Annotated in this window: 15 protein-coding genes; 5 read left to right on the top strand and 10 right to left on the bottom strand. The window is 51.6% G+C overall.

Annotated elements, in window-relative coordinates:
- Positions 1–30: 30 nt before the first annotated feature.
- Positions 31–927 (bottom strand): LysR family transcriptional regulator, encoded by an 897-nt coding sequence (locus SE18_RS13250; protein WP_054534945.1) that lies wholly within the window; start codon positions 925–927, stop codon positions 31–33.
- A 177-nt stretch (positions 928–1104) separates the two neighbouring features.
- Between SE18_RS13250 and SE18_RS13245 the strand changes: the two genes are divergently transcribed.
- From SE18_RS13245 to SE18_RS13225, 5 genes are all read left to right on the top strand, one after another.
- Positions 1105–2835, top strand: a complete 1731-nt coding sequence (locus tag SE18_RS13245) for an FAD-binding protein (RefSeq protein WP_054534944.1) — start codon at positions 1105–1107, stop codon at positions 2833–2835.
- A 486-nt stretch (positions 2836–3321) separates the two neighbouring features.
- Entirely contained in the window at positions 3322–4866 is a 1545-nt protein-coding gene (guaA, locus tag SE18_RS13240; RefSeq protein WP_054534943.1) for a glutamine-hydrolyzing GMP synthase, read from the top strand.
- Between the two features lie 78 nt (positions 4867–4944).
- Positions 4945–7578 carry a LuxR C-terminal-related transcriptional regulator gene (locus SE18_RS13235; RefSeq protein WP_054534942.1) on the top strand — a complete coding sequence of 878 codons (2634 nt, stop codon included), beginning with the start codon at positions 4945–4947 and terminating at the stop codon, positions 7576–7578.
- Positions 7579–7641: 63 nt separating this feature from the next.
- Positions 7642–8250 carry a CobW family GTP-binding protein gene (locus SE18_RS13230; RefSeq protein ID WP_054534941.1) on the top strand — a complete coding sequence of 203 codons (609 nt, stop codon included), beginning with the start codon at positions 7642–7644 and terminating at the stop codon, positions 8248–8250.
- 12 nt (positions 8251–8262) lie between these two features.
- The gene (locus tag SE18_RS13225; RefSeq protein WP_054534940.1) at positions 8263–8610 is read left to right on the top strand and encodes a hypothetical protein; all 348 of its coding nucleotides are present in this window, start codon (positions 8263–8265) and stop codon (positions 8608–8610) included.
- On the opposite strand, the gene SE18_RS13220 is transcribed toward SE18_RS13225, so the two are convergent.
- The 9 genes from SE18_RS13220 to SE18_RS13180 form a co-directional block, all read right to left on the bottom strand.
- The gene (locus tag SE18_RS13220) at positions 8602–9123 is read right to left on the bottom strand and encodes a peptide deformylase (RefSeq protein ID WP_054534939.1); all 522 of its coding nucleotides are present in this window, start codon (positions 9121–9123) and stop codon (positions 8602–8604) included. The genes SE18_RS13225 and SE18_RS13220 overlap by 9 nt on opposite strands.
- Positions 9124–9142: 19 nt before the next feature.
- Positions 9143–9424, bottom strand: a complete 282-nt coding sequence (locus SE18_RS13215; RefSeq protein WP_054534938.1) for a hypothetical protein — start codon at positions 9422–9424, stop codon at positions 9143–9145.
- Entirely contained in the window at positions 9424–12105 is a 2682-nt protein-coding gene (locus SE18_RS13210) for a protein kinase domain-containing protein (protein WP_054534937.1), read from the bottom strand. The genes SE18_RS13215 and SE18_RS13210 overlap by 1 nt, the downstream gene beginning before the upstream one ends.
- A gap of 193 nt (positions 12106–12298) precedes the next feature.
- Positions 12299–12922: a class I SAM-dependent methyltransferase gene (locus tag SE18_RS13205; protein ID WP_160319510.1), complete on the bottom strand. Its 624-nt coding sequence runs from the start codon at positions 12920–12922 to the stop codon at positions 12299–12301.
- Positions 12923–13055: 133 nt separating this feature from the next.
- Entirely contained in the window at positions 13056–14243 is a 1188-nt protein-coding gene (locus SE18_RS13200) for an acyl-CoA dehydrogenase family protein (protein ID WP_054534935.1), read from the bottom strand.
- Positions 14244–14620: 377 nt separating this feature from the next.
- Complete coding sequence (locus SE18_RS13195; protein ID WP_054534934.1) at positions 14621–18106, bottom strand: tetratricopeptide repeat protein; 3486 nt, start codon at positions 18104–18106, stop codon at positions 14621–14623.
- Positions 18103–19341 (bottom strand): GGDEF domain-containing response regulator, encoded by a 1239-nt coding sequence (locus SE18_RS13190; protein ID WP_054534933.1) that lies wholly within the window; start codon positions 19339–19341, stop codon positions 18103–18105. The genes SE18_RS13195 and SE18_RS13190 overlap by 4 nt, the downstream gene beginning before the upstream one ends.
- 37 nt (positions 19342–19378) lie before the next feature.
- Complete coding sequence (locus SE18_RS13185; protein WP_054534932.1) at positions 19379–20317, bottom strand: carbohydrate kinase family protein; 939 nt, start codon at positions 20315–20317, stop codon at positions 19379–19381.
- 24 nt (positions 20318–20341) lie between these two features.
- Entirely contained in the window at positions 20342–21646 is a 1305-nt protein-coding gene (locus SE18_RS13180; protein WP_054534931.1) for an SPFH domain-containing protein, read from the bottom strand.
- Positions 21647–21671: the final 25 nt, after the last annotated feature.

The raw sequence follows: 21671 nt of genomic DNA, 5'->3' as shown, positions 1-21671 counted from the left end.
TTGCTCACTCTATGGGCGTGGAGTGAGCAACTATCCAATTGATGCTTGGGCATAATGCTGGCTTACCCATTCGTGCAAAACCCGATACAAGGCCGCCGCCGCAGGTGAAGGTTGGCGTTGACTATGACGAATCAACCGCAAGGTGCGTTGCAATCCGCCATCAGCAATCGCCAAGGCATGCAAGCCTATGCGTTGATCGATAGCTAATTGCGGGACGACTGCTACACCCAAACCTGCTGCCACCAAACTGACCACTGTATCCATCTCGCCGCCATCAAGCACAATCCGCGGCGCAAAGCCAGCCTGCTCGCAGAGTTGCAAGGTATAATTGCGCAGCTCGTAGCCCTGCGGAAACACGATAAAGCCTTCATCACGTAACTCGCTAGCAAGCACACTCTGGCGCTGAGCAAACCGATGCTGCTGACTAACCACCACGACCAGCGGCTCGCTCAACAAGGTGGTCGATTCTACGCCATGCACCAGCGCTGAAACAATCGCCAGATCAACCACGCCTGCATTGAGCAATTCGACCAACTCGCTGGCTCCAGCCTCGTGCAATTCGAGTTGTATGCCCTGGTAGCGCCGATTGAAAGTCGCCAAGGCCTGCGGAATTAGCCGCGTACCGACCGTTGGCGTAACCCCCAACGAAACATGGCCAACCGTCAGATCGGCGCGGGCTTGCAAGGCTTGGCGCGCTGCCTGAATTTCGGCCAAGACCCGCCGCGCATAAGGCAACAATAATGCGCCAGCATCGCTCAACTCGACCCCACGCCCAACTCGATCAAACAATTGCACCCCAACTTCTTGCTCCAAAGCTTGCAGTGCTTTGCTCATCGAAGGTTGGGCAATATGCTGTTCGTGGGCAGCTTTGGTCACGTTGCCCAACCGCGCCACCGCTTCAAAATAACGTAATTGGCTAAATTCCATCGCTACTCCTTAGTTAATAATTGATAGCCTCAGACTATGATTTATAGAGCAATCATATCTTAGACGTAGCGATTTGTTAACGGTAGAGTAAACAACAACAACAAAATGCCTTGGCGCAATACGGGGCAATCGTTGATTGATTGCGCTGAGGCTTCATGCTACACAACGAGGTATGTTATGCGGCAGCGTTACACAAGCGATGTTTTGGTGATTGGCACGGGCGGGGCTGGTTTACGGGCAGCAATTGAGGTGCACGATCAAGGCTTGAAGGTTTTGTTGGTTGGCAAGCGGCCAAAAGCCGATGCCCACACGGTTTTGGCTGCTGGCGGCATTAATGCAGCCTTGGCGACGGTCGATCCTGAAGATACGTGGGCGATTCATGCCGCCGATACCTTGCAAGAGGGTCGCATGCTCGGCGACCCACGTATGGTCGAATTGCTCTGTCAACAAGCGCCGCAAGCAATTGCTGAATTGGAAGCTTGGGGCATGCCATTTGCGCGCACCAGCACTGGCCTGATCGATCAGCGCTATTTTGGCGCGCATCGCTATCGGCGTACCTGCTTTGTTGGCGATTACACTGGGCTTGAGATTATTAATGCCTTGATGCGCGAAGTTGAGCGCCGCCAAATTCCAATTCTCGAACGAGCGTATATCAGCGATTTACTGCACACTGGCAATCGGGTCAATGGTGCATATGGCTTTTGGCTAGCGGATCAGCGCCAATTTATGATTGAAAGCAACGCTGTTATTTTGGCAACGGGCGGTCATATTCATATTTACCAACGTTCCTCGTCGCGGCGACGCGAAAATACTGGCGATGGCATGGCCTTGGGTTTGCAAGTTGGCGCTCACTTGGCCGATATGGAATTAGTGCAATTCCATCCATCGGGCATGATTTTCCCCCATGAATTGGCAGGAACCTTGGTAACTGAAGCAGTGCGCGGCGAAGGCGGGAGGCTTTACAATCGCCATGGCGAGCGGTTTATGCAGCGCTACGATGCCGAACGCATGGAATTATCGACCCGCGACCGCGTGGCCTTGGCTAATTACACGGAAATTATTGAGGGTCGCGGCAGCGAGTATGGCGGGGTTTGGCTCGATATTAGCCATATGCCAGCAAGCTTAATTCGCGAACGCTTGCCACGGATGGTTGAACAATTTCAAGCTGTGGGCGTTGATATTACTCGCGAGGCCATGCAAATTGCGCCAACCGCCCATTATTCCATGGGTGGATTGAAGGTCGATCCATTTAGCCATGCGACCAATATTGCTGGCTTGTATGCTGCTGGCGAGGTAACTGCTGGCGTGCATGGAGCCAATCGTTTAGGTGGCAATAGTTTGGCCGAAATTTTGGTTTTTGGGCGGATTGCAGCTCAGCATGCTGGCGAATATGTGCGCCAACAGAGCGAGCAGCCAATTCAAGCAGCACAAATTGAGCAAGCAGCTGAACGCTTGGCATGGGCTAGCCAGCAGGCAGGCGATGTCCAGCGCAGCTTAATTGAGCAATTGCAACAGGTGGTTTGGCACGGCGCAGGCGTAGTCCGCAACGAACAAACGCTCGAAGCCAGCCTTGATCAACTACATACGCTGCGCTTGCAAGCCCAACAACGCTCGGTCGGCCCAGCCGATTTGGCCGCAACATTAGATTTACAATCGATGTTGTTGACCGCAGAAGCCACGATTTTGGCAGCCTTGATGCGGCCCGAGAGCCGTGGCGCACACCAACGTAGCGATTTTCCAGCAACTGATCCATTATGGCAACGCACAATCGTCATCAAGCCGTATCGTGATCAAACCGATCAGCTACGGCTTCAGCTCGATACCGAGTTAATTCCGACCGCCAGCGAGGAAGTGCAAGCAGCCTTCAGCCAGCAAGAATACAGCATTGCTGGCCGCTTAGTTGAATAAGTATTGGTAATTTATGCAGGGATGAAACTGCGAAGCGCACCAAGTTTTTAGCTACAGATTGGCACAGATTTGTAGGATTATCATGCTGATTTGTTGATTTTCACGTTCTGCCTTTTGCGTTTCATCCCTCAGCCTTTATTTCTCTGCACTGCTACGTTAATGAATTGATCCACGAAGAACACGAAGGGCACGAAGGTTTCGTTTTTCGCCACAGATTTCACAGATTTGTTGAATTATGTTCCCATAGCCAAAAGCCGATAGCCTCTCGTTCTCTACGCCGCTGCGTTAAATCCTGACCCCTGATCACTGGAATCTCAGCGCGTTTTTGATTTTTGCCTTCTGCCTTTTTACTTTTCTTCATTCCTTCTCCCCTATGTTCTTTGCTCTATGTTCTATGTTCTACCTTCTGCATTCCTATGTTAAACTAGCCGCATCGTATGCTCAACCAAAATAACAACGCCGTTGTTGTGCCAAACTGAGGAAACAATGACACAGAATGAAGCAATTGTGGTGCTTGATTATGGCTCACAATATAGTCAGTTGATTGTGCGGCGGGTTCGTGAGGCGGGCGTGTATAGCGAATTAGTACGCTTCGATGCAGATGAGGCGACGATTGCCGCGCTCAAGCCCAAGGGCGTGATTCTTTCGGGCGGGCCAAATAGCGTCTATGCTGAAGGCGCACCGCAACTGCCAGACTGGGTTTTGGCCAGCAATTTGCCAGTTTTGGGCATTTGCTATGGGTTGCAGTTGCAGGCTCATCATTTGGGCGGCAAAGTCGCGCCATCCAACGATCGCGAATTTGGCCATGCTGTGATCACTATTACTGCTGAATCGCCGCTCTTAGCCGATATTCCCAGCGAACATTCGGTTTGGATGAGCCACGGCGATCGCTTGGAAACCCTGCCTGCTGGCTGGCATCCGATTGCGGTTAGCCCCAATTCGCCTTATGCAGCGGCGGCAGATGAAGCACGGCGCTGGTATGGGCTGCAATTTCACCCCGAAGTCGTGCATTCGCCGTATGGCAAGCAAGTGCTGCACAATTTTATCTACCGCATTTGCGAATGCGCTGGGAGCTGGCAGCCAAGCCAGTTTATCCAAGAAGCAGTTGAGCGCATTCAGCAGCAAGCGCCAAGCGGCCAAGTGATTTGTGCGCTCAGCGGTGGAGTCGATTCAGCAGTAGCCGCCTTGTTGGCCCATCAAGCCATCGGCGAGCGCTTGACCTGTATTTTTGTGGATAACGGCTTGTTGCGGCGCGGCGAGGCCGAGCAAGTTTCGCGCACCTTCCGCGATCATTTCCAAATTGAATTGATTACGGTTGATGCTGCCGAAGAATTTTTGGCTGCGCTAGCTGGCGTGACCGACCCAGAGCAAAAGCGCAAAATCATCGGCGAGAAGTTTATTCGAATTTTCGAGCGCGAAGCCCGCAACCTCGACGATGCAGCCTACTTGGTGCAAGGCACGCTCTATCCCGACGTGATCGAATCGACAGCGCCCGATCGCAACGTAGCGGTTAAAATCAAAACCCATCATAACGTTGGCGGTTTGCCTGCTGATATGAAATTGAAGGTGATCGAGCCGTTGCGCATGTTGTTCAAGGATGAAGTGCGGGCAGCAGGCTTGGCGTTGGGCTTGCCCGAAGATTGGGTTTGGCGCCATCCCTTCCCTGGCCCTGGTTTGGCCGTGCGTTTGCTGGGCGCAATTAGCTTTGAGCGCTTGGAAACCTTGCGCCATGCAGATGCGATTTTCCTAGAAGAACTACGCGCTGCTGGCTTGTATCGGGCAACGCAACAAGCCTTTGCGGTACTCTTGCCAGTTCAGAGCGTTGGCGTGATGGGCGATTATCGCACCTATGCAGATACGATTGCGATTCGCGCCGTCAGCACCGAGGACTTTATGACTGCCGATTGGGCGCGCTTGCCCTACGAACTGTTAGCGAAAGTCTCCAGTCGGATCGTTAACGAAGTCACTGGGGTCAATCGGGTGGTCTATGATATTTCCTCAAAACCACCAGCCACCATCGAATGGGAATAACTGTTTGACCGAATAAACCCATTCTAGCAGGAGCATAGACCACCAAATCATGGTGGTCTATGTTGCCAAATGAGCACTATGAGCGATTTGCATCAATTAGTTTTGTTGACCAAATTGGCAGCTCCGCAAACCCCAAGTACGCTGGTTGAGCGCCAGCATGTGCTTGAGCGCCTAGCTGTTCGCGGGCGCGTAACCCTGATTACGGCGAGCGCAGGCAGCGGCAAAACCACCTTGCTGAGTGCAATGGCTGCTGAACACCAGCGCGTTGCTTGGCTCACCTTAGATAGTAACGATAATGATGCAATTCGCTTCGCACGCTATCTGATTGCTGCCCTGCAAACGCTTGAGCCAGCCTTAGGCCGCAATGCCATGGCCTTGTTGAATGGCTTGCAGCAACCAGCAATCGAAGCAGTCTTAACCTTGTTGATCAATGAAATTAGCGTCGCTCAGCTCGCGCCAATCGTGCTGGTGCTCGATGATTATCATTGGATCGATACACCAGTGGTGCATACGGCGCTGGCTTGGTTCATCGATCAACTCCCAACCCAATTGCACCTGATTATCGCCAGCCGTACTGTGCCGCCCTTGCCCTTGGGGCGTTGGCGCGGGCGCGGTTACCTCAGCGAAATCGATGCCAACATGCTGCGATTTAATTCTGCTGAAACTGCCCAATTGCTGCGCCAAACCCTCAGCGATTTACCCGATCAAGCAACGATCGATTGGCTGACCGAGCGCACTGAAGGCTGGGTTGCTGGGCTACAATTGGCAGCACTTTCGGCCAAAGATCGGGCCAATGTTCAACAGTTATTAAGTGGTTTTAGCGGCAGTCATCGCTATATTTTCGATTACTTGGCCGAAGAAGTGCTTGATCGGCTTGACCCAGCCACGGTTGAATTTTTGCTTGCCACCAGTGTAGCCGAACGCTTGACCGGAGCTTTATGCGACCAGCTTTTGGATTGGCAGCCAGGTACAGGCGCACAAATGCTAGTGCAATTAGAAGCGGCTCAACTCTTTTTGGTCGCGCTCGATGATGAACGACGCTGGTATCGCTATCATCATTTGTTTGCAGAATTTTTACGGTTTCGGCTCCAGCAGCTCGATCCGCAAGCACCAACCGAGTATTTGCAACGGGCCAGCGCCTGGCATGCAGCCAACAACGATTTGAACACGGCGATTAGCTACAGTTTAGCAGCCAACGATCATCAACAAGCTACCAATTTGATTGCCCAATTTGGCCGCGATGCCTTGATGCGTGGCGAAGCCTTGAGCGTGCGCAATTGGTTGGCGCGCTTGCCAGCCAGCCAACTCAGCCAATCCAGCCATTTGGCCTTAATTGCGGCATGGTCGCAATTGCTGACCGTCGATATTTTGGGCATTGAAGAACATCTGAACCAAGCCAGCTCCCTGCTTGCAGCTTTGCCCCAAGCCGAGCAAGCCCGCGCCAAAGCCGAAATTGCCACGATTGAAGCAGTGTTGTTGCGCTTTGGCGATAATATCGAGCATTCAATGCGCCATTCGCAAGCAGCGCTTGAACTCGTCGAACACGACGATTTGGTGCTACGCGGCATTTTGTTGGGCAACCTAACCGTTTCGGCGCGCTTAACTGGCAATCTAACCATTGCTGTGGCGGCGGCCAGCGATGCAGTGACGATCAATCAACGCAGTGGCAATACCTTTGCCATGCTCTTGGCAATTGCCGATCTTGGCCAGATTCAAGCACAACAAGGCGATTTGCGCAAAGCTGCCGCAACCTATCGCCGTGGCATCGAGCTAGCCAGCGAACGTGGTTGGCATCAAGTACCAGCCTTGGGCTTAATTCACGTTGGCTTAGGCGAAGTCTGTTACGAATGGAACCAGCTTGAGCAAGCCCAAACACACGCCGAGCAAGCAATTGCAATTGCCCAAATTAATGGCTATTTGGATATTGCCACCGATGGCTATCGTTTGCGGGCGCGAGTGGAGCATGCCAACAACGAGCGGCGCAATAGCCAAGCCTCAATCGAGCAAGCGCTGCATTTTGCCCAACGCAATAATGTTGGGCGCTTTGTCAACGAAGTACAAGCCACTCAAGCCCGCATGGCCTTGATTCTCGGCGATCTGGCTACGGTGCGGCGCTGGGCGCAAAGCGTGCAGCAAACAGCATGGCAATGGCAGCAGGTCAGCGCGGCCAACACCTATGCCCGCTGGCTGATTGCAAATAACGAGCCAGCCCAAGCGATTCAGTTGGTGCAACCATTGCTCCAACAAACGCTCAAATATGGCGGAAATCGGTTGGAATGGCTGTTGAGCTTAGCCTTGGCCTATGCTGCCCAAAATAACCCCAAGCCAGCCCAAACCCAGCTCGAACAAGCCTTAGCAATCAGCGCGCATGAAGGCGCGTTGCGATGCTTTCTTGATACAGGCCCAGTGCTGGCCCAATTGCTGCGCGAAGGCACGAGCTATGCTGCTCAACGAGCGGCGATTGTGGCCGCAATGTTGCAACACAGCAGCACCGCCAGCGCCGCCCAACGCCTTAACGAGCCGCTGAGCGAACGCGAAATCGAAGTATTGAAATTATTGGCGTTGGGCCATAGCAACGCCGAAATTGCCGAACGTTTAATCATTGCGATCGGTACAGTTAAACGCCATGTCAATAATTTGCTTGGCAAGTTGAATGCGCGCAGCCGCACCGAAGCAGTGGCAATCGCCCGCGATGAAGGTTTATTGCATTAATCGGCGGCATTTCGCCAAGCACATGGTCTATAATATCAAGGTGATTCAACGGAGGGCACGGCCATGCGCGCGGCGGTATTAACTGGCTTTTTGGGAACAGGCAAAACAACCTTGCTCTTGGCGGTCGCCAATGCCTTAGCTGATCGGGGCGAGTATGTGGCGATTATCGAAAACGAGCGCGGGAGCGTTGGCATCGATGGCCGCTATCTGCAATCGCAAGGCATGACCGTGCGCGAATTACGGGCTGGCTGTGTGTGTTGCGATTTGGCCTTGCCTTTGCAAATTACGGTGCAGCGCTTGAGCGAGCATTATGAGCCAGATTGGCTACTGCTCGAAGCCAGCGGCATCGCCAAGCCTGAATTGCTCAAAGCCAGCTTACAACACCCAATGATTAGCCAAATCAATTGGCGCTTTATTGCCTTGGTCGATCCGGTGCGCTTTGGCAAAATGTGGCACGATAGCTATGGCTTAGGTCAATTATTGCGCGGCCAAATTAATCTCGCCGATGTGATTGTGCTGCCCAAAAGCGATTTAGTTGAGCCAAGCGTATTGGAGCATGTCGCCGCCGAAATTCGCAGTTTGCGCCCCGATGTACCAGTGATACCGTTTACTGCCGACGATCCAGCGGCAACCACCCTAATGCTACGGGCATTTAGTGAGCCATTGCGCTAAAGGAGCAACCACATGCTAGAAATTGGCGCAGCAACGATTGTTGAGCAACTCGAACTTGCAGCAACCAACCAGCTGCAAGCGCTGTTTGAAGCAGCCTTGCAAGCCGCCGACGAGTGCATTTGCACCGCCGCGCCTGAGTGGCTTGGCCATTGTAAATTAATGGTGGATACAGGCGATCAGGTGGGTTATGTTTCGCGCACCGAAGCTAATGGCCATAATTCATGGAGCAATATACCCAAGCCATTGGGTGCTGCAACCAAGGCCGAGATTACAATCTACATTGCGGTGTATGGGATTGATGATCGTCATGCGCAGCTTGCGGCTCAAGCAGCCCAAACCATGCTCAAGCAATTAATGTGATTCGCGGCTAACGTAGCGTTTTTCATATTCTTGGGTGGTGCAGAGGCTATGCAAATCGGGGTTGCGATCGAGCCAGACAAAGCCATCAAGATGATCCATTTCGTGCTGGATAATCCGCGAGAGGCTGCCACTCGCTTCGATGCGTTGCTCTTCACCAGCCAAGGTATAAGCGACGACGGTTACGCCAAGAGGGCGTTGCACCAGCCCCCAGATGCCAGGAAAACTAAAACACGATTCATAGCGCTCGTCTTCCTCGCGGCTCCAGCGCTCAAAACGGGGGTTGACCAAAACCAAATTTGCTTCAGGGGTATCGATCAAAATCAGGCGTTTGAGCACACCAATTTGCGGGGCGGCAATACCTCGGCCATAGCCAATGCGTTGGCGCATATCGGCCAAGGTATCGCGCATATCATTCAAAATTCGCGCTACTTCAGGGCTGGTTGGGTCTGCGAAGGGAGTTGCTGGCTGGCGTAACAATGGGTTTCCAAGCTCGATCAATGATACAACCGCCATAGCAGGCTCCTTGATAGGTTTAGAATAGCTTGAAACGGCTAAATGCCCAGCCTTGGAACAGAAAAATCGCGCCAACAATTGCAAAAACCGTTGGATAGGCAACTTTAACAATATCGAGCATGATCACGACCCCTGCCCAAATTAAGAATGCCGCCCCAATCCCGAGGCTCATCTGACTGAATAATTTGCGCAGATCGGCTACTCGACCAGAACGATTGGCGAAAAACGTGGTTGCTGCGGCCATCCAAATGATGCCGCAGCACATGATAACTGCTGGAAGTGTGAGAATCAATGCTCGCATTATTTTAGTTTATCCAATATAGCTTTTAATTCGGATTGATCATTATACGACACCAAATCGATTCCATCTTCGAGCACTTTGCGCGCCTCTTCGATATTGCCTTTGCCTTGATAGCAATAGGCCTTGCCGATATAGGCGTTTTTGAGCGAGGAATCGTATTCGAGTGCGGTACTATATTGATCAATTGCCGCATCGTAGTCTTTCTTATTGTACAAGACATTGGCTTTGCCAAGGTAGGCAGTCGCAAAATCGGGCTTGAGGTCAATTGTTTGCTCATAAAGCTTCAACGCCTCGTCATAATAACGCGTTTCGTAGTAGGTATCAGCCAACCCAGCAAGCGCATTTGGGTAATCGGGATCGCGCTCTAAGGCCTTTTTGAAGGTTGCAAGTGCTTTATCAGTATCTTTGGTATCGTAGAGATAGACATAGCCCAAATCAACATAGACCGAAAGCCACGATGGTGCGCCTTCCAAAGCAGCCTCATAATCGCGAATTGCAGCTTCATAATCGCTCTGCGGATCGCTCGAATTATTGCGGCCAAGCCACCAGTTGGTCAGCGCCCGACCATTTAAGGCATTGGCATCTTTGGGGTTGCGCTCAAGCGCCAAATCGAAAAATTGCTGGGCTTCTTCATATTTGCGTTCGTAAATTTGGGTCCAGCCCTTGCCCGCAAAAGCCAAGCCATAATTAGGATCGAGCGCTAACGCATCGTCGAATGATTGATAGGCTTTGGCAAAACGCTGCTCAGCGGTATCCGATTCGCCTAAGTAGAGCGCAACCCGCCCTTGTTCAGCATAAAAATAGCCAATATTATTGCGGAGCAACGGCAATTGTTCTTGCAAACCAATCGCCCGATTGAAATTATCAATCCCATCAACGACATATTCTTTGCCAGCTCCGGCGTCGCGACTGGTTTCATCTTGATAGACGACCCACTGCACATAGCCCTTGGCACTGTAGGCCATAGCTTGTTCAAAGCGCGACCGATTGGCCGCTAGCTCAATCGACTTATTTGCATCGTCCAAGGCTTGCTTGAGCAAATCGCTATCGCCAAGTTCGTTGCCAACATCAGAGCGAGCGGTAGCCCGCGCCACATATGCCAACGGATTGTTGCCATCCAAGCGCACTGCTTCTTCGGCCTCGGCTAAAGCCTCGTTATGTTGGCGATTATCTGAATAGACTTGGCTGAGCCAAGCATGGCCACTCGCCTGATTCGCATCAAGCGCAATCGCTTTGCGAATAGCTGCATCTGCATCGGGCGTTTGGCCCCGCATCAGGTAGGCAATTGCTAATTTTTCGTGGGCCTCAAAGCTCTCATCATCGGCAGCGGTTGCTTCTTTGTAGAGATTGATCGCTTCGATCAAGCCACCACGCCGTTCAAACGCTGCATCGCCTTGGGCAATTATCGCTTCAGCATCGCTGCTATTGGCCAAAATAATGCCTACAACTGCCGCAATTAATAACAAAACGCCTGCGCCAATCCAGATTGCCATTTTTTGTTTATTGCGTTGTACAGGTACTGTTGGGGCATACGCCGCAGGGCTTGGTTGGCTAATTGGCATTGGCTGCTGATGATACTGCACGGTTTGTCCAGTGACAGGCATAATCGCTGGCTTGGTAGCCTGAGTATTGGTTGCCACATAGCCATCATAGGGCGATTGATTGTGCATTGGCACATGTTGGTTGCTTGGATAGTTGGGCATAACCTGCTGATTGCTCAGCGGTGTTGGTTGATATGGTGGCACAGCCGCCTGTTGGTTACTCATCGGAGTTGCTGAGTAATTTGGCGTTGGCGCATACGGTGGTTGGTTTGGCACAAAGGCTGGCGTTGCAGGAACGCTTGGCTGAGCACCATTATTAGCTTGGCGCAAGGCCTCAAAAAAGTCAGCAGCGGTTGCATAACGGGCCTCGGGCGTGCGCGCCAAGGCTTTCATTAGCACATCTTCAACCGCCGAACGCATCGTTGGCACCAAATCGCTTGGCGCTCGTGGCGCCCGAATAACCCTCGCCAACAGCACTGCTTGAGGATTATTGGCCACAAATGGCATTTGCTTGGTCAGCATTTCGTAGGCCATAATTGCCAACGAATACAAATCGCTGGCCGCGCCTACTGCCAAGCCTTGAGCCTGCTCCGGTGACATATATTCAGGCGTGCCCATCACCGTGCCAATTTGGGTTAGCCCAGAATCGCTGCTGCCGCCACGCGCCAAGCCAAAGTCGGTCAAATAAACCCAACCTTCTGGCGTGAGCATCACATTCGAGGGCTTGATGTCACGGTGAATCACACCCTTTTTATGCGCATAATCGAGCGCCTTGCCAATTGGCTCAAGCAATTCCAACACGCGATTGACCGACATTGGGGCTTCTTGCTCAATATTTTCCTTAAGCGTGTTGCCCTCAATGTATTTCATCACAATATAGTGAAAGCCTTCAGCTTGACCAGTTTCGTAGATAGGCACAATATGGCTATGTTCAAGCCCAGCAGCTGCCCGCGCCTCTTGCTGGAAGCGCGCAATATAGCTTTGGTCAAAGGTCATCTCTGGGGGCAATAATTTGAGCGCTACCGTGCGATTGAGGTTTTCTTGGTAGGCACGATAGACCATCGCCATCCCACCCTGACCAAGTTTATCAACAATTTTGAAATGATTGAGCATGCGCCCAATCAACTGGGGATCTTGCATATAAAAAGACCTCACAATAATTCATTGTGTCGGCTCAGTCTAGACGATCTCAGGGCTTTTGTGAATAGTTGACGGGGCGCGTAAGCTGAGATTCTGCTGAGAGTATGTTGGCGCTTCTACGTCCTTGGCCGTAGTGGTGTTTCAAGCGCTGCAATTAATGGTGATTGTTAGCACAATCTCTGCCAGCGTTCGCCTATTTGTGCCAGCGCAGGCTAAGCAGGCGCGGCGGTTGATTCAGATCATCGTTATGCCAATGTTCGTGCAATTGGCGCAACTGCAAGCCAGCCTTGGCCGCCGCCAGCAAAAAATCGCTAATATGATGGGTAAAAGCCGGCACCTGAATGATGCCGTCTTGGCCTTGGAAACGAGCCTGCGAGCCTTGATACTGGCGAAATGGGTGTAATTCAGAAACCAAAAGTTGCCCGTTGGCACTCATAGCTTGGCTGGCTTGAGCAAAAAAATGATCGAGATCGGCCAAATGCTCAAGCACCAAATTCGTCACCACCAAATCGAAATGCCCGCTGGCAACTGGCCATGCTTGGGTTAAATCGGCCTGCTGAAAGTGCACATGGGCTGCATTGATTTTGCTCCGTGCTTGTGCAAGCATGCCTGCTGAAAAATCGAGGGCCACAACTTCGGCCCCAAGCGTGCTAAAAAACTGGGTATTTTTGCCAGTCCCACAGCCCAACTCCAAAATTGATTGATACGTTTGGCCTTGCAAAAGCTCACGCATCAGCTGCTGATCAAGGTCGCGCGTGCGGTTGCGATCGCTATCGTAGCTGCTCGCCCATTGGTTATAGGCTTGTTGAATTGACATTGCTTTGCTCCTGTAGGCTATCAAGCCTTGATCATAACCAGCAACAGCCAAGCCAACATCGGCCATTTGATGCACTTTAACGCTCAATCGCAGACCAAGCGGCCTGCGATTGAAAACCCAAATTAATTGCGATTTAGACGAAGGCAGCCACGCCAGTAATTTCGCGGCCAACCACGAGCGTATTGATCTCGTTGCTACCCTCGTAGGTATACACCGCTTCCATATCGGCAAAATGACGGGCAATATGGTTTTCGAGCAACAAGCCGTTGCCGCCAAAGATTTCGCGTCCTAGCGCCACAATTTGACGAGCTTTGGCCGAATTGTTCATCTTGGCCAGCGACGATTGACCATCGGTCATCAAACCTTGGTCGCGTAGCACACTCAAGCGCCAGGTGGTTAATTCCATTGCCACAACTTCGGCCAACATCTTGACCAATTTTTCTTGAATTAATTGATAGCCAGCGATTGGCTTGCCAAATTGTTTGCGTTCTTGGCTGTAGCGTAAGGCCATTTCGTAGGCAGCTTGGGCATGGCCAACGCCTTCCCAGGCTACGCCAAAGCGGGTGTTGGCCAGCACAACCGCAGTATCTTTGAAAGAGCGGGCTTTTTCAAGCCGATTGATAGCATGAATGCGGCAGTTGTCGAGTTTGATTTCGGCGTTCCAAAGTGCGCGCTTGGCAATTTTGCCGTGCATCACCGTTGCTTCAAAGCCAGGCGTATCTTTTTCGACCAAAAAGCCGCTGACTTGGTTGGTTGCTTCATCGCGTGCCCAAACAATAATCACATCTGCAAACGAGGCATTACCAATCCAGCGTTTTTCGCCGTTGAGCACATAGTGGTCGCCATCAAGCCGCGCCGTGGTTTGAATATGCGAAGCATCTGAGCCGTTATGTGGCTCGGTGAGGGCAAATGCGCCAATTTTTTCCATCGAGGCCAATTTGGGCAACCAATATTCTTTTTGGGCTTCCGAGCCGCAGTAGTAGATGCTCGACATTGCCAAGCCACTGGTTACGCCAAAAAAGGTACAGACCGAGCCATCGACCTTGGCCATTTCGGCAGCAACCAAGCCGGTTGCCACGCTGGATAAGCCTGGGCAGCCATAGCCCTGAATCGTGCCGCCACACACCTTGAGTTCAGCCAATTTGGGAATCAATTCGAACGGAAATTCGCCCTTCTCCCAATATTCGTTGATGATTGGCTTAACTTCGCGCTGCATAAAGCTGCGCACCCGATCACGGACTTCGCGCTCTTCAGGCGTTAACAGCAAATCAAATTGGTAGAAGTCCAAGGCGGGATCGTTGGTATGCTCTTGCATCGTCATTGATGGATCTCCTTCTATGATTTTGCGTCGGATCGAGGATGACGCACTGCGTTATTACTATACCACAGTTTTGAGAAGGATGAAGGATGAATTATGAGGGATGAAGGAAAAATCAAAAGGCAGAATTCAAAAGTCAAAAGCTGTTTTAACCACGAAGGACACAAATAGCACGAAGAAAGGCTTTAACGCAGAGGCGCAGAGCCTATATGGCTATGGGCTATTGGCTCTCGGCTAGCAGAACACCATCAAGAAAATCTGTGGAATCTGTGGCTAAAAACAGCCTTCGCGCTCTTCGCGTCCTTCGCGGTTCCGTGCTTCGTGCAATTCGGGCAATTCGTGGCTAAAAATCGAACCCTTCGTGCGCTTCGTGGATCGGCCTACTGACCCAAATCGCGCAGGCGTTCCTCTGCTTGCAAGCGCCAACGATCATCGGGGCTGGCTTGTTGGCTAATCAGCTTATAGGCCTCGCGCGCTAGATCAAGCTGGTTGGATTCTTCGGCGGTCAAGCCTTGATAATAACGGGCTTCGTGGAAATTACCATTAGCAGCTAAAGCTCGCTCAAAGGCCTTAATCGCATCGTTGGTGCGATTTTGAGCGCGATACGTTCGACCAAGCCAATACAAGGCCATCGGGTCATTTTGATTGCGTCGCACCGATTGATCAAGCGCCTCTTCTGCTGCTTGCAGGTTGTTTTGGCTCAAATAGAGCTTGCCTTGCAAATACAGCGCTTCGCTATTTTGGGTATCGATTTGCGCCGCCCGCCCATAGTCGCTAATCGCCGCCGCTAGTTGATTTTGGCGCTCGTTGAGCTTACCACGCTCAAACAAGGCGCGGCCATCGTTAGGCCGATAGCTTAAGGCCCGATCAAGCAAGCGTCGTGCTTCAGCATCATATTTGGCAGCTTGATCTGGATCATAGGCATAATTATTAATCGCCATATTACTATAGGCGCGCCCAGCCCCAAACAACGCTTCGACATTATTCGGGTCAGTTGCCAGCACAAGATTAAATTCATCAAGCGCCCGCTCGTAGAAGCCTTGCTCAACCAAGGCTTGGCCAAGCCAAAAATGGGCATTCGTGCTATTTGGCTCGCGGGCGAGGGCTTGATTGTAGTAGCCAATCGCTCCTTGCCATTCACCGCGATCAGCGGCGGTGCGACCTAAGCCAATATAAGCAGCAATAATCGTCGAATCATTATCCAAAATTTCGTTATAGGCGCTAATTGCCTCGTCGAAGCGCCGTTCGCGGCGAAAACTCTCAGCAATTCCAAGTTGGGCCTCGATATACACCCCATCGGCATCACGGGCAATCGCCGCCCGTTCTTGCTCACGGGCAGCCTCGAAACGGCCTTGCTCAAGGTAAGCTTGGGCCAAATAATGGTGCGATTCAGGCACATTCGGATTCAAGCGCACCGATTGCTCCAAGGCATCGGCGGCCTCGCTATAACGCCCAATCTCCATAAACTCGCGGCCCATATCTTCAAAGTTACGCGGATCTTCTCCGCCAGCGTCAATCGCCCGTTGATAAGCAGCGACCGCATTGTCTGGCTGGTCGAGGTAGCGAGCATAAAGCTGGCCCAAGGCCAAATGCGCTTCAACATAGCCTGAATTAATTTCGATCGCAACGTTATAGGCTTTTTCGGCGCCAGGGTAATCACCACGATTTTGGCGCAACCGCCCAATCTCATAGGCAGCGCTGGCATTGCTGGCATCAACATTGAGCGCCCGCAGAAAAATATCTTCGGCAGCTTGATCTTGTCCAGCTTGGGCGTAGACCTTGCCTAACTCAACCAAGGCTGTGCTATTGTTAGCATTGGCCAAGGGCAATAAAGTAACTTCGGCTTCTGCCAAAGCCCCAAGCTCGCGTTGGGTTGAGCCAAGCGTAATTCGTGCGCCAAGATTATCTGGGCGATTAGCCACAATCCATTGCAGATAGGGCAAGGCTGCGGCCCACTGTTTATCGCGTGTTTCCAAGCGTGCAGCCAAAATATAGCCTGGCGTAAAGTTTGGCGCGGCAGCCAAGGTTTTTTGCAAATAATCGCGTACCGCCTGATTGCGCTCAGGGCTTGGGCCTTCGGTGTTGAAACGTGTAATCGCCAGGCCATACCAACCTTCAGGCAGATTGGCATTCAAGGTCGTGGCTTTGGTGTAATAATCCATGGCGGTTTTCGGCTCGCCCAGAATCCGATGCACTCGACCTGCTTGAATCAAAATTGCATAATTCTGGTCTTGGGTTTTAGCGAGCGGATCAATCACTGCTTGGGCTAGCTCAAGTGGCGGATCATCGCCAAACATGCCATCCCACATGCCACGCAAACGGCCTTTTGGCTCAACCGAAGCCGAAATGCCTTCCTCGGTCATGGCCACTGCCTGCCAATAGCGCACTTGGTTGAGTAATTCAAAGGCTTGGCGCGAATGGGCCTCATGCACCCGCCCCGATTCAGGCAAGCCAGCAGCATCATCGCGGGCAGCAATTTGGCGTTGTTGGGTCGAAATCGTTTCAAGCGTAACCACCGCAGCATCGAGCCGTTGGCGCAAAATCGTTAAGGTATCGCGCGCTAAAGGCGGCACAATCTCCAATTCCCACAAGGGCTGATCGCCATTGTTGACCAATTGGGCCAGCTGAACGCGTGCGGTCATCAATTGCACCAACGGATCTTCGCTAGCATAGCCATTCAGATTATTGATGGTTTCGATCGCCTCGGCCAGTTGATTGGCTTGCAATTGGGCCTCAACTAAGGCCAATTTATTACTAATGCCATTGGGATTAAGCTTGACTGCCAAAGCCAATTCGCCTACCGCCACCGCTGGATCAACGCCACGCAAGGCCAAAAGACCACGATTAAGATGCAGCGCGCTAAGGTCGCTATTGGTACCTTTGAGCCGATCTTGCGCAGTATTGAAGGCTTGGGTAGCCTCGGAAAAACGGCCTTGCTCAAGCAGCGTAACCCCAAGATTATTCCAGTATTCTGCTTTATCGGCGGTTTCCAAGGCGCGGCGAAAATCGCCCTCAGCAAGGCTCCATTGCTCTTGCAAGGCGGCAATCGAGCCACGAATACCTAAAAGCAAATCAGGCCGCAGCGGCCCATCGACAGCATAGCGATCGAGCAAACTGTTAATCGCTTGCAGCGTTTGATCGTAATCGCCAACTTGATAGAGATCGAGCACCACCAAAATTTCGCCAAGCAGGGCTTGGGCATTAAACGGCTGATCAGCCAAACTATAAACGAGTGGCAAAACCAAGCGTTCGCGTAGGCCCAAGGCACGATCGTGAGGCAAGGGTTGGCGCGGAGTCCAGAGCAATTGCGGCTCGATGCTGGCACTATTGGCATCGCCACCAGCCACAATCGATCCCCAAATCACCACATCGTATTGTGGACGATCGGGCAAACTCCAAGCGCTTTGAGCATCGGCAATTGGCGTTTTGAGCACCGCAAATTGCAAATTGGCTGAACGCGCCTGCCATGCTTGGGCCATCGTGGTTGCGGCTGCAAAGCCTTCTTGGGCGGGCTGGCCAGTATTATTGGTAAATGGCGAGAGAATCACCCGTGCGCGACTGCTCGCCACTGGCTGGCTACCAAAAAAGCCCAACAGATTTAAGCTAACAAAAAAAGCAACTAAAAGAATCAGGAAGAAAATAACAACGCCCATACTGCCACGAGCTTGGACTTCATCGCGAACGCGCACCGCCCACGAGCGTTGGGTGCGCAAATCGCGGGCGCGCAGAGTTGACGCCATGGCAGCACTAGGCCGCGGCGTTTGGCGGCGTTGGCGAATCGCAATCAAGCGCTGCACATGGCCAGTTCGATAGAGGTTATAGCCAAGAAGCCCGCATAACAACAGAACAAAAATCCATCCGATCATCGAGCCTCCAGCCGCACCAAGTGCAAAGCCAACGAAAGATACTCGTGAATAGGAATGGTCGGCTTCAAATTGGTCTGAATTTGAAGCTGGGCAAAGCGTTGCTCATCATGTGATTGATCTATTTTGAGGCTAATTTGTGGTAAGCCTTGCCATTGTTTGGGAACTTTCGGCAAACGATCACGATAGCCAAGGACGATTGCATCGGGCTTAAGCTCGCTTTCGGCGGTAACCACAAATAACGATTGTTGCTGAAGCAGATCGCTCAGCATAGCAATCAAGCTCGCATCTTGCACAAGTAAGCCAATTGTTGGGCCGCGTTTACGCCGATCTTGCTCGATGCTTTGTGAGTTTGAGCGCCGATCAACCACATACACGCTGCCAGTTTGTTGTTTGGCGACCCGTTTCATTTCGGCAGCAATCCGACTCAGATCGTGATAGCTTTGTTGGACATCGCCACGATGCAAAACTACCCCAACTGAAAGGGTCTGAATTGGCACCGGTTTATTGCTATTACTCGGGTCGTACAAGGTCAAAATCCGTTGATCAAAGCGCCGAATTACATCTTCGCAGAGGGCATTAACCTTCTCTGCAAGGGTGATAATTGCAAAATCATCGCCACCAATATGGCCAATAAACAAGCCTTCATCGTTGTGTTCGGCCTTGATTTCGCTCAAAAGAGTGGCCAGCAGTTTAATCACCAAATCGCCACGGGCAAAGCCATAGCTATCGTTATAGGCCTTGAAATTATCCAAATCGAGGTACAACAGGGCAAAAGCTTGGCCTTGGCGCAAACGATGATTAACTTCTTCTTCGATTAAAATATTGCCTGGCAAGCCTGTCAGTGGATTGAGCACTGGCCGCCGCGTAGCCCGCAACAATTGGGCACGCACCCGCGCCAGCAATTCGGGCATTTGAAACGGCTTGACGATATAATCATCAGCGCCCAATTCAAAGCCCGTCACTACATCCTCAATTGCCGTGCGCGCCGTCAAGACAATAATCGGAATATGCGCCAGCCGCGTATCGTTGCGCAATTGGCGAATCGCCTCGTAGCCATCGATCCGGGGCATCAAAATATCAACGATCATCAAATCGGGAATATGCAGTTGGGCCTTGGCTAACAGGTCGCTACCATCGTTGGCCAGAGTAACCTCATAGCCATGCTCAACTAAAATAAGTTCGAGCAATTGGCTTAGCGCTTCATTATCGTCAGCAACGAGAATACGTTCAGGCATACTGTTCCCAAGGCAGCACCTAGCAAAAATGCTAGGCTCAGATTAACAACTGGGCGTACAAGCTCTCTAGGCTCAGGTCGCGGCGCACGGTATCGGGCGAGGCAACGGTCAGCGCTGCGGCGCTTGCTCCCAAGCGCACAGCCTCATCCAAGGGCAATTCATTCATTAGGCCAAACAATACCGCTGCCGCCAAGGCATCGCCTGCTCCGGTTGCATCGACCACATCGCGCACCAAGGTCGGAATATGCCCATGGCCATCGACAGTTGCATAGACTAAGCCTTCCCGCGCCAAGGTGATGATCGCAATTTCCACGCCAAGCCGCACCAACTCTTTGGCCGCCGCAGTCGCCTCTGCTGGCGAGGTTACTGGCAAGCCAGTTAAGGCTTCGGCCTCACGCTCGTTGGGCGTAATCAGATACATCCCGCGCAAGCGATCGCGGTAGCGGCCCGCCAAGCCATAAGCAACTGGCTCGAAGCAAACTGGAATATCTTCCTCAGCACAGATTTGCAGAATCACATCGGCGGTAGCCCGTGACAAATTGGCATCAATAAAGACTGCATCGGCAGAACGCAAAAGCTGAATATTATCTTGAATATACTCTGGCGTAAGCGCGCGCGCGCAATGACTGTCATCAAGGGCCGTATACAACAAGCCATTGCGATCAAGTAGCGCCAAATAGGCCGCCGAATGCTGATCTTCCAAAATCATCATGGCATCGGTATCGACCCCAGCATCTTCAGTTTGCTGAATGATCAAGCGCCCAAATTCATCGTTGCCCACAGCGGCGATTAGCGTACTGTGCGCCCCTAACCGAGCAATATTTTCGGCAATATTGCGGGCCACACCCCCAACACTAATCGTCAACCGCCCTGGATTTGAAGTTTTTTCGAGCATTGGCTCAAGCAAGCGCCCTTTAATATCCAGCCCTGCCCCGCCAATAACTACCACGCGCCAATCTGCATCAAAATGTTCCATGCCAGCCAACTCCCTGTTATAGCATTATTCTTGGTCAATCAGATTGTGTTCGCGGTAGACCTTGCGTTTTTCGTGCTCATCGAGCGCCAAGGTGAGCAAATGTTTCAAATCATCTGGCTTCATATCTGGGTTATCGGCGATGATTGTATTCATCCAATCTTGCAGCATTTGCAAGCTGGCGGCATTTTCAATTTCGTTGCGTTGGCGTTGAATTTCCAGCTCGGTTTCGGCCATTTTCTTGCGTTGATAGGCTTCTGCATCAGCCAAGGCCATGGTGCGCTTAATTTCTTGTTCAGCCAAACGATTAGCAGCTTGAATTTCGAGATCAGCGGTAATAGTGCGATAAAAGGCCTTAATTCGATCAGCATTCAAGATAACTTGGGTAATCCCAATATCGAGCACTTCGATGCCCCATTGCTGCACTTTTTCTTGCAAGCGATTTTTTAATTGGGCAGCGATTTCAGCTCGCCGCGCAGAAATATCAGCAGGCCCAAGTTTGCCATAACTGCGTTTTTCTGGGTTATAAAAGGTGTTATCGTGAATAATTGCTCGTAAATCTTCCTCAACGTCGCGGCGCAATTGCGATTGAATTGCTTCGATCCAAAAATCGGCACTCATACGCACTTGCATCACATCAATATTACGGCGGTCGGCAATTTCTTTAAAAATATGGTCACGATTGGGATAGTTGTAAGGCAGTTTCAAAAAGCCTTCATAGCGCATTTCCACGGGCATCGTTTCGCCCTCATCGGGAAAGCGCTGAATAATGCGCGATTGGGTATCGACGATAATTTTATCGACTTTATGCAGCGACGCAGTATCAACCATATCAACTTCAACATCAGTCTGAATATTGTAGGTTGGCATCACCGCAACCCCAACTTCGAGGGCGGGCACAATTGGCGAATGCAAGCCAGGCGGGCGAATAATATGTTGATGATCCATCCGGCGTTGAATTAGCAGCACTTCGCCTTCTTCAACATGCTGGCCAATCCGCGCAGTCATGGCCAAAAAGATCATATACACGCCAGCAAGCAGCACCGGAGCACACATCAAACCCAACAAATTGCCATTTAAGGCTTGTTGGCCAAGCAAGGCAGCACACGAAACCGCCGTAATGCCAGTTAATGTACCTAGCATATTGCGCGCCGATTCGCGTTGGGCGACCGAGCCACGACTAAACGCCAAAAAAAGCCCAATTAGGACAATCAAAAGCAGAATAATCCCAACCAGACCTTGATTTGCTTGCGATTGAGCTGGCCCGATATAAATAAATAAACAGCTTACTAGCAGGATAATCACGAGGACAGAGGGCGATAACCGGCTCATCGTTGGCCTCCCATGCAGTTAAGCC

Source organism: Herpetosiphon geysericola, assembly GCF_001306135.1.
Classification (GTDB): domain Bacteria; phylum Chloroflexota; class Chloroflexia; order Chloroflexales; family Herpetosiphonaceae; genus Herpetosiphon; species Herpetosiphon geysericola.
This window is presented reverse-complemented; position numbering and strand designations above follow the sequence as displayed.